Below are 14,184 nucleotides of genomic sequence, written 5' to 3' on the forward strand. Positions count from 1 at the left end.
ACTCTGGGATCGTGCCCCATCGCCTCCGTCCTGTCACCGTTCGAGACGCTGCGGAGCTGGCGGAGTTGCTCCGGCGGCACCGCGAGTTCCTGGCCCCGTGGGAGCCGCTGCGCGAGGAAAGCTATTTCACCGTCGCGGGGCAACGCGCCGACATCGCTGCAGTGCTGGTGCGCTACGAGCGCGGGGACGCGGTTCCACTGGTAATCCTCGACGACGGGACGATCGCGGGCAGGCTGACCCTCAACGGCGTCGTCCGTGGGCCCTTCCAGTCGTGCAGCATGGGCTACTGGCTCGCGGAGGACCGGACCGGCCGGGGACTCGCGACGCAGGCCGTGCAGGCAGCCGTCTCGCTGGCGTTCTCGGAGCTCGGCCTCCACCGCGTCCAGGCCGAGACGCTGACGAGCAACGCTGCCTCCCGCCGGGTTCTCGCCAAAGCCGGTTTCCAGGAGTACGGGCTGGCGCCGCGATATCTGAAGATCGCCGGCGTCTGGCAGGATCATGTGATGTACCAGAGGCTCAACGAGCAATCCGGCTAGGAACGTCCTCGTCCGCTCGCCCACCTGCTGGCATGATCTGTCCATGGCGTTTCCCGTACCCCTCCCGGACGAACTGCGTCGCGGCTCACTGCTGTTGCGGGCGCTGCAGGATGAGGACTGGCACCTGGAGCAGGACCTGAGCCGCGTGCCCGACGTACCGCAGTGGACGTACTACCAGACAGACCTCGACGAGGCCGGTGCGCGCCGCCGGATCCACCGGACGAAGGAGCACCGCCGGCAGGGGCTCGGCTGCCGGTATGCGGTGGTGGTGGACGACGCGGTCCTGGGGACGGCCGGCGTCGTCTGGGTCGAGGGCGGCGAGCCGGAGATCTTCTACGCATTCAAACCCAGCGGTCGCGGCCGCGGCGCTGCGACGGAAGCAGTACGCCTCCTGACGCAGTGGCTGTCCGACAACGGGGTCCCCACCGTGGCGCTGGAGACCCTCGCCGGGAACACAGCGAGTGAACGCGTCGCCCAGCGGGCGGGTTTCAGACATGCCGGTTCCCGGCCCGACACGCACCGGGACCAGCCGGTGCACGTGAACCGGTGGGTTCGCGATGCACGCGAGCAGGCAGAGGGTCCGCCCGGGACAGCGATAGCCTGAGCCCATGGTGATCCGGGTGCTCGCAGTGGGGCGCAAGCACGAGAGCTGGGTGTCGGAGGGTATCGAGCGGTACACGAAGCGACTGAAGAAGCCCTTCGACCTCTCCTGGCAGCTCATCGCCCACTCCGCCCGCGAGCACGATGCCGCCCGCGCCGAGGAGTCGGAGCGGCTCCTCGGCAAGGTCGGCTCGGACTTCGTGGTGTTGCTCGACGAACGCGGCAAGGCCATCGACTCCCCGACGCTGTCCCGAACCCTGCTCACGCCCCTGGAATCCTCGCGCAGCGTCACCGTGATCATCGGCGGCGCCTACGGGGTGGACCAGGCGGTCCACCAGCGGGCCGATTTCGTCTGGTCGCTCTCGCCCCTGGTCTTCCCTCATCAGCTCGTACGCCTCATCCTCGCCGAGCAGGTCTACCGGGCGCAGGAGATCGCGGGCGGCCGCTCCTACCACCACGAATGACCGCATCCGGATAACGATTCGGCACACCGCGCTGCGCTCTCCGGACGGACGGCACGCCGGACCTACAGTGAGGGCATGACGACATTGCTGGGGAGCAGATACCGGATCACGACCATGCTGGCTGCAGGAGCGCTGATCGCCCTGAGCGGCTGCACGGCTTCCGGCGCCGACGACGACGGGACAGCGGCGGAGGCGTCGGCGGCTTTATCGGCGGACACTTCGTCGTCGTCGAGCACAGCAGAGCCGTCGTCGAGCATGACGCCGTCGACCACCGAGCCAGCGGCAGCGGCGCCCTCCGCGAACGCCGCTGACACCTCGACTCCGTCCGCGGAACCGGACACTTCGGCGAACGCATCCCCGTCGGCTTCCGCTACTGAGGCGGCAGCTGCCCCATCGCCCTCACCGTCGGCCTCCCCGCCGGCGACGACGTCGACCGCGCCACCCGGCGAGCAACCGGCACCCGCGGTGTCCGCACCGACCGCACCGGGCACCTGTACTGCGGCGCAGCTCGACGGAGCGGTCGAGAGCCAGCTCGGTGGGGGTGCGGCCGGCAGTGTGTACCGGACGCTCCGGCTGACCAACGTCTCCGAGGCGGACTGCACCACGGCGGGCTATCCCGGCGTGTCGTTCGTCGATGCTGCCGGGAACCAGCTCGGCGCGCCGGCTGATCGCGCCGATTCCGCCGTCGTCCCTGTCACCCTCGCTCCCGGCACCTCGGTCTCGACGACGCTGCAGCAGACCAACGCCCAGAACTACGGTGCCGACTGCGGTCTCACCCAGGCCGCAGGCGTCCGCGTCTACCCGCCCGGGGCGACGGACTCGCTGATCCTGCCGCAGGACATCCCGGCGTGCTCGGCAGCGTCGATCGTCCTGATGACCGTGGGAACCGTCCAGCCCGTCGACTGAGGTCGCCGCGGGGACCAGCAGGCTCTGCTTTCCACTGTCATCTTCCTCTGATCCGGGTCCCGTGAGGTGCCTCGCCACGCGCGATCGAGTGTCGGCGCGCTGGGGCATGATGAACAGATGACGCAGGTGCTGACCAGATTCACCCCGGCCACCCATGAGTGGTTCGCCGGAGCCTTCTCAGCGCCCACGCCGGCCCAGGAAGGGGCCTGGTCGGCAATCTCCGCGGGCTCCAATGCGCTCGTGGTCGCGCCCACCGGATCCGGCAAGACCCTCGCCGCGTTCCTCTGGGCGCTGGACCGGCTGATCGCCTCGGGCGAGGGCAGCGGGGACGACGACGAGCCAGCGGCCACGCCGACCAAAGGTGCCGCACCGGCCAAGGGGCGCGCACCGGGGTCGAAGAAGCCCAAGCGCACCACGCGCGTCCTCTACATCTCGCCCCTGAAGGCGCTCGGCGTCGACGTGGAGCGGAACCTGCGGGCACCGCTGATCGGCATCACCCAGACGGCGAAGCGCCTCGGGCTGCCGGCGCCGAGCATCACGGTGGGCGTGCGCTCCGGTGACACCCCGCAGGCCGAGCGGCGCGCCATGCTCACGCGTCCGCCGGACATCCTCATCACCACGCCCGAGTCGCTGTTCCTCATGCTCACCTCGAAGGCCCGGGAAACTTTGCAGGAGGTGGACACCGTCATCATCGACGAGGTCCACGCCGTCGCCGGTACCAAGCGCGGCGCGCACCTGGCCGTGTCCCTGGCCCGGCTCGATGCCCTGCTGGACAAGCCCGTGCAGCGGATCGGCCTCTCCGCCACGGTGGAACCCAAGGAGACCGTGGCCCGCTTCCTCTCGGGCAACGCCCCGGTGGAGGTCGTGGCGCCGCCGTCGAAGAAGCAGTGGGATCTGACCGTCACAGTCCCGGTGGAGGACATGACGGAGCTCGGCGGCGCGGCGGCCAACACCGACGACGACGGCGACGCCGTGCCGCAGGCGAGCATCTGGCCGCACGTCGAGGAGAAAATCGTCGATCTGATCGAGCAGAACCGGTCGACCATCGTCTTCGCCAACTCACGCCGGCTGGCCGAGCGCCTGACCGCCCGGCTCAACGAGATCCACGCCGAACGCCTCGAGCGCGACGCCGTCTGGGCTGCGGGCGGTTCCGATGCGGCCGGCCCGGCGGAGCTCGAGACCGCACCGACGCCGTCGTACGCCCACACCACCAGCACACCCGCGCAGGTCATGGCGCAGGCCGGGCAGAGCGAGGGGGCGGAGCCGCTGCTGGCGCGCGCCCACCACGGGTCGGTGTCCAAGGACCAGCGTGCGCTCATCGAGGACGACCTGAAGTCGGGCCGGCTGCGCTGCGTCGTCGCGACGAGCTCGCTGGAGCTCGGGATCGACATGGGCGCGGTGGATCTCGTGGTACAGGTGGAGTCCCCGCACTCGGTGGCCAGCGGGCTGCAGCGCGTGGGCCGGGCCGGCCACCAGGTGGGCGAGGTCTCGCAGGGCGTCCTGTTCCCGAAGCACCGCGGTGATCTGGTCAACACCACGGTCACGGTGGAGCGCATGCTCGCCGGGCAGATAGAACCCCTGTACATCCCCACAAATCCGCTGGACATCCTGGCGCAGCAGACCGTGGCCGCCGCAGCTCTCGGGACCATCGACGTCGAGGAGTGGTTCGACGTCGTCCGGGCGTCGGCGCCGTTCGCCACCCTGCCGCGCTCCGCCTTCGAGGCGACCCTCGATCTCCTCGCCGGCCGCTATCCCTCGGACGAGTTCGCCGAACTGCGCCCGCGCATCATCTGGGACCGCGTGGAGGGCACCATCACGGGACGTCCCGGAGCCCAGCGCCTCGCGGTCACCTCCGGCGGCACCATCCCGGACCGCGGACTCTTCGGGGTCTTCCTCGTGGGCTCGGAGGGCGAGGGCGGGCGGGCGGGCGGACGCCGCGTGGGCGAGCTCGACGAGGAGATGGTCTACGAGTCCCGCGTGGGTGACGTCTTCGCGCTCGGGGCCACGAGCTGGCGGATCGAGGAGATCACGCACGACCGCGTCCTGGTCTCCCCCGCGTTCGGTCAGCCCGGCAAGCTGCCCTTCTGGAAGGGTGACTCCCTCGGCAGGCCGGTGGAACTGGGCCGCGCGCTCGGCGCCTTCAACCGCGAGATGTCCGGTGGCACACCCGAAGCCGCACGGGAGCGATGCGCGGCGATCGGACTCGACACCTGGGCCTCCGACAACCTCATCACCTACCTGACGGAGCAGCGGGAGGCCACCGAGGTGGTCCCGAACGACAGGACGCTCGTCGTCGAGCGGTTCCACGACGAGCTCGGCGACTGGCGCGTGGTGCTGCACAGCCCGTTCGGTATGCCGGTGCACGCGCCGTGGGCTCTGGCGGTCGGTGCGCGTCTCGAGCAGCGCTACGGCATGGACGGTTCCGCCATGGCGTCCGACGACGGCATCGTGCTGCGCGTGCCGCTCATGGAGGACGAGCCGCCGGGCGCCGATCTGTTCCTGTTCGACGCCGAGGAACTCGACGGCATCGTCACCGCGGAGGTGGGCGGTTCAGCGCTGTTCGCCTCGCGCTTCCGCGAGTGTGCCGCACGGGCACTTCTGCTGCCGCGGCAGAACCCGGGCAAGCGCTCCCCGCTCTGGCAGCAGCGCCAGCGCTCGGCCCAGCTGCTCGACGTCGCCAAGAAGTACCCCACCTTCCCGATCGTGCTCGAGACCGTGCGCGAGGTCCTCCAGGACGTCTACGACCTGCCTGCGCTGAAGGATCTCGCGGCGTCCCTGGAGCGGAGGGAGCTGCGGATCGTCGAGGTCACCACGCAGCAGCCCTCGCCCTTCGCCCGGTCCATGCTGTTCGGGTACGTGGCGTCCTTCCTCTACGAGGGGGACTCCCCGCTGGCCGAGCGCCGCGCCGCCGCCCTCTCACTCGACCCGACCCTGCTGAACGAACTCCTGGGGCGGGCGGAGCTGCGCGAGCTGCTCGACGCGCGGGTCATCGCCGAGACCGAACTGGAACTGCAGCGGCTCAAGCCGGACCGCCTGGCCCGTGGGCTGGAGGGGGTGGCGGATCTGCTGCGCCTGCTCGGGCCGCTCACCGTCGAGGAGCTCAGCCAGCGGCTGGAAGCTCCTGCCGGGATCGGGACGACGGCACCGCCCGCCGCAGAACTGGCACCCACCGACCCCGACGACGCCGACGACCCCGACGACCCCGAGGGTGATCCTGCCGCACACGAGCTCGCGCCCGACGCTGACGACGAACCTGCCGCGCCTCCCGGCCGCGCGTCGCCCGAACTCGTCCGGGAGCACGTCGCCGCGCTCGTGAAGGCCAATCGTGCGCTGACCGTGAACATCGCCGGCGTCGAACGGGTCTCCGCCGTCGAGGACGCCGCACGCCTGCGCGACGCCCTCGGCGTCCCGCTGCCCATGGGGATCCCGCTGGCGTTCATCGAGCCGGTGGCGGATCCGCTCGGGGACCTCGTGGGACGCTACGCGCGCACCCACGGCCCGTTCACCGCCGCCGAGGCCGCCACGCAGCTGGGACTCGGCGTCGCCGTCGTCGCCGGATCCCTGCAGCGCCTCGCCGGCGCCGGCCGTGTGGTCGAGGGCGAGTTCCGCCCCGTGGAGTCGGTCCCCGTGCTCGACATCTCCGCGGAGTCCGGCGCAGCGCCCGGTACCATCACCGTCCACACGCCGGCGGCGAGTGAGTGGTGCGACGTCGAGGTACTCCGGCGTCTGCGGCGGCGCTCACTGGCCGCCCTGCGCCAGGAAGTGGAGCCTGTCGACCCGGCAGCGTACGGCCGCTTCCTGCCTGCCTGGCAGCACATCGGCTCCGGCCTGCGCGGGCTCGACGGCGTCATTACCGTGATCGACCAGCTCTCGGGTGTGCCGATCCCCGCGTCGGCCTGGGAGCCGCTGATCCTCGCCCAGCGCGTGGCCAACTACTCCCCCGGCATGCTCGACGAACTGACCGCGACGGGCGAGGTGCTCTGGTCCGGCGCCGGATCACTGGCCGGCAACGACGGCTGGATCGCCCTGCACCTGGCCGAGAACGCGGCCCTGACGCTCAAGCCCGATCCCGACTTCGAACCCTCCGCCCTGCAGTCGGCCCTCCTGGAGCTGCTGGCCGGCGGCGGCGGCTACTTCCTGCGCCAGCTCACGCCCCAGCTCGACGTGCAGGAGCCAACGAACGACACGGCGATCGTGACCGCCCTCTGGGATCTCGTCTGGGCCGGGCGGATCAGCAACGACACCTTCACACCGGTGCGGGCCCTGCTCGCCAACGGCAAGACCGCCCACAAGCAGCGACCCGTCCCGGCCCGCGCCCGCACCTCACGGACCGGGCGCCTCGGCCGCGCGCCGGGCAAATCCCTCACCGGTGCGTCGATGCGCCTGAGCGCCGCGTCCGGCTCCGGGCTCGGCTCCGGCTCTGATGACGGCGCCGGCGCGAGCGGTGCCTATCAGCGCGCCACGCCTCCCCTGGCCGCCGGCCGCTGGAACATCCTCCCCGCGGTGGAGCCCGAGACCACGCTGCACGCCCACGCCACGGCGGAGCTGCTGCTCGACCGCTACGGTGTGGTCACGCGCGGCGCCGTCGGCATGGAGGGCACCCCCGGCGGTTTCGGGCTCATGTACAAGGTGCTGGCACGGCTCGAGGAGATGGGCCGGTGCCGGCGCGGCTACTTCATCGAGCACCTCGGCGCCGCCCAGTTCGCCGTCCCCGCCACGGTGGACCGGCTCCGCTCCTTCAGCGCCGACAACCAGCTCCCCACCGCGCAGGACGTCCTCGGCGGCGAGGCCGCACCGCTGCACGCCGTCGCCCTGGCCGCCACGGACCCCGCGAATCCCTACGGCGCCGCGCTCAGCTGGCCCCAGGCCGACGGCGGGCACCGTGCCGGGCGGAAGGCCGGTGCACTCGTGGTCCTCGTCGACGGAGCGCTCGCCCTCTACGTGGAGCGGGGCGGGAAGACGCTCCTCGTGTTCACGGAGGACGCGGACGTGCTGCGCGCCGCCGCACTGGCCCTGGTCACCATCATCCGGCGCGGCGCTGCCGACAAGATGGCGCTGGAGAAGGTCAACGGCGGCGAGATCCTCGACACCGACGTGGGCCGGGCGCTTGCCGATGCCGGCTTCTACACGACGCCGAGGGGGCTGAGGATCCGTGCCTGAGGGAGATACCGTCTGGCGGGCCGCCCGCGACCTGCACCGCGCGCTGGCAGGGAAGGTGCTCACGCGGTGCGACATCCGCGTGCCGCGGTTCGCGACCGTGGACTTCACCGGCGACACCGTGCAGGAGGCCGTGGCGAGGGGCAAGCACCTGCTGATCCGCGGCGGAGGCGAGGACGGCTGGGACGTCCACTCGCACCTCAAGATGGAGGGCCTCTGGCACGTGTATGCGCGCGGGGAGAAGTGGCGCCGTCCGGCATTCAAGGCGCGCTGCATCCTGGAGACGGACGACGCCGTCGTCGTGGGCTTCGAACTCGGGTTCCTCCGGGTGATCTCCCGGGCCGAGGAGGACGACGCCGTCGGCTATCTCGGCCCCGACATCCTCGGCCCGGACTGGGATCCGGACGAGGCGCTGCAGCGGCTGCTCGAGCAGCCGGAGCGGCCCATCGGGCTGGCGCTGCTGGACCAGCGGAACCTCGCCGGGATCGGGAACGTCTACCGGTGCGAGCTGTGCTTCCTCGCCGGTGTCCATCCGCTCACGCCGACGGGCGAGGTGCCGAATCTCCCGCGCATGGTGGAGCTGTCGAAGAAACTCCTCGAGGCGAACAAGAACCGCAGCACCAGGGCCACCACCGGGCAGCTGCGCGGCAACAACCTGTGGGTCTACGGGCGGTTCAGGCGTGGGTGCCTGCGCTGCGGAACCCCCGTGGCGCTCGAGCAGCTCGGGGACAGGGACACCGAGCTGCGCGAGCTCTACTACTGTCCGCACTGCCAGCCGCGAGTAGGACTCTCTACCGACACGGCACTACCCTGACGGGATGGGCACAAGCGGGCAGGTGAGGACCGGATGGCGATGACGTCGCCGCTGCCGGTGCGCGACGGCGTGAACGCGACCCGGCTCCGCCTGCCGCAGGACGGCCCGTGGGGCACGGCGCTCGACTACATCCTGGATCGCTTCGATCACGTGGATCCCGAGGGCATGGGCCGGCGGTTCGACCGCGGGGAAGTGGTGGCCCTCGGGGGTGAGGCACTGACCCGTTCCACGCCCCTCGGGAAGCACACCTTCGTCTGGTACTACCGCGAGCTGCCGGTGGAGGAGCGGCTGCCGGTGGAGCTGTCCGTCCTGCACCGGGACGATCATCTGCTCGTCGTCGACAAACCGCACTTCCTGCCCACCACTCCCGGCGGCAGGTACGTTGCGGAGTCGGCGCTGGTGCGGCTGCGCGTGCAGCTCGGCCTGCCCGAGCTCATCCCCATGCACCGCCTCGACCGGATGACCGCGGGCGTCCTGATGTTCTCCGTGAACCCCGAGACCCGCGGCGCGTACCAGCTGCTCTTCGAGAACCGGCGGATCCGCAAGGAGTACCGGGCGGTGGCAGCCGTACGCCCTGAGCTGCGGCTGCAGACTGAGCCGCTGGAGGTGCGGAGCCGCATTGTGAAGTCACGGACGTATCTGCTCGCGCAGGAGGTGGAGGGTCCGGCGAACACGCTGACCACCATCAGCCTGCTCAGTCGGACGGGCGCCGGAGCGGACGAGCGCGGGCTGTACCGGCTGCAGCCGCACACCGGCAAGACGCACCAGCTCCGACTGCACATGGCATCGCTCGGCCTGGGGATCATCAACGACCCCTTCTATCCCGTGCTGCTGCCGCAGGCACCGGACGACTACGGCAAGCCCCTGCAACTGCTGGCCCACAGCATCGCATTCACCGACCCCCTGAGCGGATCGGAACGGCGCTTCGAGTCGGAGCTGACACTGGCCGGATTCTCCTGACACTTGCGCGGTCCGATGGTCTCCTTCACGACGCGGACACTCGCGCGTTGCCCGTGACCGGTCGGGACGTTGGTCGGTACGCTGGTGAGGTCATCGTGGCGGCAGTGCTCGCCCTGGAGGAACACCGGAAGGCCGTACGAGCGCATGAGCACCCCGAAGAGCCAGGAAACGGAGCTCCCTGACACGCCGGACAGGACGACGACGGAATCGGTTCCCGCCTCCGATACCTCCAATGTCCTCGAACGCCTGAAGGCAGCGCGACCGAGGACAGCCGGCTCCGATGCGTCCGCCGCCGCCGAGGGAACCACTGCCGCCGTCGGATCCGATCGTGCCGAGCGCCCCAGGACGTCCCTGGCAGGTGCCGACGACGAGGCCGACGCCGACGTGAGCAACGGGAAGGCTTCGGCGACGAGCGAGGCATCCGGGAGAGCTGCGGTGGACCGCCCGCAGGCTGGGGCAGACCGGCGTCGAGCTGCGGTGGAGAAGACCCGCATCGCAGCAGGGACCACCGGTCTGGCCGTTGCCCGCAGCAGTCGCGCCACCGGTCAAGCCATCGGCAGAGGCAGCCGAGTCACCAGTGAGGCTGTTCGCCGGGGTAGCCGCGCCGCCGCTCAGCGTGCCCGCTCGTGGGACAGGGACGTCGTCCGGCAGTCGGTCGTGACGCTGTGCGCCATCGCCTGCATTCTCGGGTCGGCGGCCGGCGTCGGCGTCTTCGGCGGTCCGTCCATCGCGGAAGCTGCAGGGGGTCTGTTCTCACCGGATGCAACCCTGCTGGCGCCGTCCTCTACGGCCTTCTCCATCTGGAGCGTGATCTACGTCGGTCTCGTTGCGTACACCGCGTTCCAGTGGTTGCCCTCACAGCGTCGGACGCCGCGCCAGAGGCTGCTGGGCTGGATCGTTGCCGCATCGATGCTGCTGAATCTCGCGTGGATCCTCAGCGCCCAGGCCGGGCTGCTGACGCTGAGCCTGATCATCATCATGCTGCTCTTCGTCACCCTGCTCGCAGCCATCCGTACACTGAATGCCTTCCCGAACGCCACGCGGGTCGAGGGTGCGCTGGTCGAGACGCCGATCGGGCTCTACTTCGGCTGGATCCTGCTGGCTGCTGCAGCAAACGCAGCCGCCTTCCTCACGTCGAGGAACGCGGATCTCTTCGGCTGGGAGGGCACCACCTGGGCCATCGTGGGCATCACCGCAGTGCTGATCACGGCAGCCATCGTCTGCTCGACGGACCGCGGCCGCCTCGCCGTGGCTGCCGCGACGTCCTGGGGGCTGGTGTGGATCGCCGTCGAGCGCCTCCTCGGGGACCCGGAAGCGATCGAGGTGGCGTTTGCGGCCACTTTGGCAGCTTTCCTCCTGATCATCACCGCCGGATCACGTCGGCACCGCGTGGATCACGCGTACCGCCGGCGGCTGCGTGCGCAGCAGGATGCGCAGCGCGAGCCGCTCAACCTGCTCGCCGACGACCGGGGGAGCCTGCATCAGGATCGGCAGTCTCCCGAACACGGGAGCACGAGGCCTAGCTCGCACCACCGACCGTGATGGCGATCTTGCCGGGTGCGTGGCCATCGATGTTGCTGCGGAAGGCCTCCGCCGCCCGCTCCAGGGGGAAGACGCCCGCAAGGACAGGCTTCACCCTCTCTGCCTCCACCAGTTCGGTGAGTGCGAGCAGGTCGGCCGGGTTCGGACGCACGAAGATGTAGCGGCCTCCCCTGTCCTTCACCTCCACGTCGGCCACCGAGGCGATCCGTCCCGGTACCTTCAGCTGCGCGACGGTGGCCACCCAGTCCTCGCCGCCCACGAAGTCGACGATCGCATCGATCCCCTCGGGGACCACGTCGGTCAGGCGCCCGGAGAGTCCCTCACCGTAGGAGAGCGGCTCGGCGCCGAGCGACCGCAGGAAGTCGTGATTCTTCTCGGATGCTGTGGCGATCACCCGCGCGCCCCAGGCCTTCGCGATCTGGATGGCGTAGGTGCCCACGCCTCCGGCACCGTTGTGCAGCAGGACGACGTCGCCCTCGCCCACCCCGACAGCGCGGAGTGACTGGTAGGCCGTCAGCCCGGTCAACGGCATGGTGCCTGCTTCGGCCCAAGAGACGTTGCGTGGCTTGCGCGCGAGCGCCCGCACGGGGGCTGCCACCTTCTCGGCGAAGGTGCCCAGGCCCACGGTGTCCATGCGCGCATAGCCGATCACCTCGTCCCCCGCCTGGAACTCCGTCACCGACGGGCCGGGCTCGACGACGACGCCGGCCACGTCCCAGCCGGGGATCGCCGGGAAGTAGGTGTTCAGCGCCCCGTCGAGGTAGCCGGCCATGATCTTCCAGTCGGCGGGGTTCACCGATGACGCGCGGACGTCGACGAGCACGGAGTCAGGTCCGATCTTCGGATCGGGCTGCTCCCCGTACTGCAGAACCTCGGGACCGCCGAACTTGTCGTAGAAAATGGCCTTCATGGTACTCCTTCTCGTGGATCGCTGATCGTCTCGTCGTCGGCAACCGGTGGTCGTCGGCCCCTATTCCGGGTGCAGACCCAGATCTCGATCGAGGAAAAGCAAGGCATCGACAGCCCCTCGAGCGTCACCCGCCCTCAGCTCGAAGCCGAGACGTTCCAGCACCGCCAATGCACCGGCATTGTTCGCGGTGGTGTGCGCCATGACCGGCGTGGCGCCCCGTGCTGCGGCCTCACGCAGCACTGCCGCCGTCGCAGCTTGTCCGACGCCACGACCTCGAACCTCCCCGATCAGCCAGACTCCGGCCTCCACCTGCCTGGAGCGGTCTGCTCGCAGAAGGCGCACAGAACCGACGACGCGCTGCTCGAACAGAACTGCCCACGTGGCCTCTGCAGCTGGACCGCCCAAACCCGCCCGACGGGAACGGTGAAAGTCCTTCAGCCAGGCGATCCGCATCGGTGTCCAGGCGTCACCGCGAGTCAGTGGAGGAGTTACGTCATCGGCCGCGGCACCCGTCGTCGCGGCCTGCACCAGGCGTTCGAGTACGTCCTCGTCGACGGCAACCAACCGCACGTGTGCCTCGTCGATCGCCATGATGGCACAGTACTGGAGGTACACCGATGAGGGTGGATCCTCGGCCCATGCGCCCAGCCGGTTCGCGTCGTCACGCCTCGTTGGAGCTGATGAGACGTTCGACTTCATCTGCCAGCTCTGAGACCGGTCGGCGACCATCGAGCTCGAGGGTCGCACCCTTGCGCAGCAGCGGTTCGACGTCGAGGACCTGCCGACGGATCACCAGTTGCTCTTCTGCTGCTCTCCCGTAGGGGTTGTTCGTACGGCTCGAGACGCGCTCGATGAGGACGTCCACCGGGGCGCTGAGGAGGACGACGGCCGCGAAGTCGCCGTAGAAGCGCCCCTGATTCTCCACGGTGCCCTGGAGGACCAGCGACGGAGTGGACGCGAGAAGCGCGGACATGCGCGCCTCATCCCATGTGCCGTCAGGCAGCGTCCAGCCGTCGTAGTCGGTGTCGATAGTTCGGTGGCCCCGCCGGGAGAGCTCATGCAGCAGCGTGGTCTTTCCTGCGCCTGACATACCGGTGATCAGGATTCGGGACATGGAGCCACCCTAACGAGGTACCTGATGACGGAAGCACGTCACGCTTGAAGTGTCCGTCACGGTGCTGATAATGGTGCGATGACGACCTACTCCGGGACGAAGGAATTCGAAGGCGCAACCTTCGTCAACGCGAGCTTCAAGGGCGCGACGCTCCGGTTCTCCGATGCCAGTGGTGTGAGCATGCGTGGTGTCGACGTGGACGGACTCGACATCGACAGTCACGATCTGTTCTTCGGCAGCCTCGTCGTCAACGGCGTCGACGTGGTGCCGCTCGTGGACGCCGAGCTCAATCGGCAGTTCCCGGGACGCGAGCTGCAGAACGCGCAGACGCCCGAGGGCCTGCGTGAGGCCTGGGTTGTTGCACAAGCCGCGTGGCAGGAGACGGTGGTGGACACTCCGCGTGAGCTGGTGGACGTCCATGTCGAGGACGAGTGGTCGCTGGCCCAGACGCTGCGGCATCTCGTCCTGGCGTCGGACGGCTGGCTGCGCTGTGGGATCCAGCAGATGGCGCAACCGTTCCACGAGATCGGGCTGATTTTCACCGGCGCCGAGGACATGGGCTTCGACGTGTCGATCTTCCGGCTGGATCCGCCGTCGTATGAGGAAATTCTCACGGTACGGGCTGAGCGGCAACAGCAGGTGACCGACTTCCTGTCCACCGTCACGGCGGAACTGCTCGCAGAGGAACGCGAGAACCCGTGGGGCGGCGGTGAATGGCGTCCCAGCGTCGGCGACTGCATCCGCGTGATCCTGGAGGAGGAATGGGCGCACCTGCGCTACATCCGGCGGGACCTCGCCCTTCTCCGGTGATCCGCAGTGGCCGGTGGACGACATACACCGACGACGTCTCCTGGGTAGCCCTTCGAAGCTAAAGTGCCCGGCCGCGTCGATCCCAGTCAGCTCGTCGTTCCTCGTCCTCTCTCCAGAGGTGCTCGTCACGACGACGCAGCTGGACCAGGTAGCCGAGCACGGCGAAGCCCAAGACCACCATGAACACGTTGAGGTACTCCGCGAAAGCCCAGTCCTGCCCGCCCAAGACATTGATCATGACAGCGAACAGTTGAAGGGCGGTCAATACAGACCAAGTCATGAACAGCAGGCGGAAGCTCCCGCGGTTCGTCGTCGCGTGCACCCTCCTGGCAGAGCTCTCATCACTCATGGAGCGAGACTACAGCTGCGCT

General features: G+C 69.6%; 14 protein-coding genes. 9 read left to right on the forward strand and 5 right to left on the reverse strand.

Annotated features, from left to right (window positions below; genetic code table 11):
* Positions 1–11 precede the first annotated feature (11 nt).
* The 3 genes from E8P82_RS10780 to E8P82_RS10790 are packed head-to-tail and all read left to right on the forward strand — an operon-like array spanning position 12 to position 1,600.
* A complete protein-coding gene (locus tag E8P82_RS10780; RefSeq protein ID WP_246021271.1) occupies positions 12–536 on the forward strand; it encodes a GNAT family N-acetyltransferase in 525 nt (174 codons plus the stop codon).
* A 43-nt stretch (positions 537–579) separates the two neighbouring features.
* Positions 580–1,140 carry a GNAT family N-acetyltransferase gene (locus E8P82_RS10785; RefSeq protein ID WP_136454821.1) on the forward strand — a complete coding sequence of 187 codons (561 nt, stop codon included), beginning with the start codon at positions 580–582 and terminating at the stop codon, positions 1,138–1,140.
* Positions 1,141–1,144: 4 nt separating this feature from the next.
* On the forward strand, positions 1,145–1,600 hold the full coding sequence (locus E8P82_RS10790) for a 23S rRNA (pseudouridine(1915)-N(3))-methyltransferase RlmH (RefSeq protein ID WP_211096859.1): 456 nt from the start codon (positions 1,145–1,147) through the stop codon (positions 1,598–1,600).
* Positions 1,601–1,662: 62 nt separating this feature from the next.
* Here the strand turns inward: E8P82_RS10790 and E8P82_RS10795 are convergent, their stop codons facing one another.
* Entirely contained in the window at positions 1,663–2,091 is a 429-nt protein-coding gene (locus E8P82_RS10795) for a hypothetical protein (protein ID WP_136454823.1), read from the reverse strand.
* Here E8P82_RS10795 and E8P82_RS10800 point away from each other — a divergent pair.
* From E8P82_RS10800 to E8P82_RS10820, 5 genes are all read left to right on the forward strand, one after another.
* Positions 2,066–2,506: a DUF4232 domain-containing protein gene (locus E8P82_RS10800; protein WP_136454824.1), complete on the forward strand. Its 441-nt coding sequence runs from the start codon at positions 2,066–2,068 to the stop codon at positions 2,504–2,506. The genes E8P82_RS10795 and E8P82_RS10800 overlap by 26 nt on opposite strands.
* A 117-nt stretch (positions 2,507–2,623) precedes the next feature.
* The gene (locus tag E8P82_RS10805; RefSeq protein WP_136454826.1) at positions 2,624–7,666 is read left to right on the forward strand and encodes an Lhr family helicase; all 5,043 of its coding nucleotides are present in this window, start codon (positions 2,624–2,626) and stop codon (positions 7,664–7,666) included.
* Entirely contained in the window at positions 7,659–8,477 is an 819-nt protein-coding gene (locus tag E8P82_RS10810) for an Fpg/Nei family DNA glycosylase (protein ID WP_136454828.1), read from the forward strand. Before E8P82_RS10805 ends, E8P82_RS10810 begins: the two co-directional genes overlap by 8 nt.
* Before the next feature lie 39 nt (positions 8,478–8,516).
* Positions 8,517–9,437 carry an RluA family pseudouridine synthase gene (locus tag E8P82_RS10815; RefSeq protein WP_136454996.1) on the forward strand — a complete coding sequence of 307 codons (921 nt, stop codon included), beginning with the start codon at positions 8,517–8,519 and terminating at the stop codon, positions 9,435–9,437.
* A 144-nt stretch (positions 9,438–9,581) separates the two neighbouring features.
* On the forward strand, positions 9,582–10,979 hold the full coding sequence (locus E8P82_RS10820) for a TspO/MBR family protein (RefSeq protein ID WP_136454829.1): 1,398 nt from the start codon (positions 9,582–9,584) through the stop codon (positions 10,977–10,979).
* Here the strand turns inward: E8P82_RS10820 and E8P82_RS10825 are convergent.
* The 3 genes from E8P82_RS10825 to E8P82_RS10835 are packed head-to-tail and all read right to left on the reverse strand — an operon-like array spanning position 10,957 to position 13,003.
* On the reverse strand, positions 10,957–11,889 hold the full coding sequence (locus E8P82_RS10825) for an NADP-dependent oxidoreductase (RefSeq protein ID WP_136454831.1): 933 nt from the start codon (positions 11,887–11,889) through the stop codon (positions 10,957–10,959). The genes E8P82_RS10820 and E8P82_RS10825 overlap by 23 nt on opposite strands.
* A gap of 60 nt (positions 11,890–11,949) precedes the next feature.
* A complete protein-coding gene (locus E8P82_RS10830) occupies positions 11,950–12,588 on the reverse strand; it encodes a GNAT family N-acetyltransferase (RefSeq protein WP_211096860.1) in 639 nt (212 codons plus the stop codon).
* Entirely contained in the window at positions 12,551–13,003 is a 453-nt protein-coding gene (locus tag E8P82_RS10835) for an AAA family ATPase (RefSeq protein ID WP_136454834.1), read from the reverse strand. The genes E8P82_RS10830 and E8P82_RS10835 overlap by 38 nt, the downstream gene beginning before the upstream one ends.
* A 78-nt stretch (positions 13,004–13,081) precedes the next feature.
* Here E8P82_RS10835 and E8P82_RS10840 point away from each other — a divergent pair, with 78 nt between their 5' ends.
* Positions 13,082–13,813, forward strand: a complete 732-nt coding sequence (locus E8P82_RS10840) for a DinB family protein (protein ID WP_136454836.1) — start codon at positions 13,082–13,084, stop codon at positions 13,811–13,813.
* Between the two features lie 58 nt (positions 13,814–13,871).
* Here E8P82_RS10840 and E8P82_RS10845 read toward each other — a convergent pair whose 3' ends face one another.
* Positions 13,872–14,162 carry a hypothetical protein gene (locus tag E8P82_RS10845; protein WP_136454837.1) on the reverse strand — a complete coding sequence of 97 codons (291 nt, stop codon included), beginning with the start codon at positions 14,160–14,162 and terminating at the stop codon, positions 13,872–13,874.
* Positions 14,163–14,184: the final 22 nt, after the last annotated feature.

This window comes from Arthrobacter echini (assembly GCF_004803505.1).
Taxonomy (GTDB): domain Bacteria; phylum Actinomycetota; class Actinomycetes; order Actinomycetales; family Micrococcaceae; genus Arthrobacter_D; species Arthrobacter_D echini.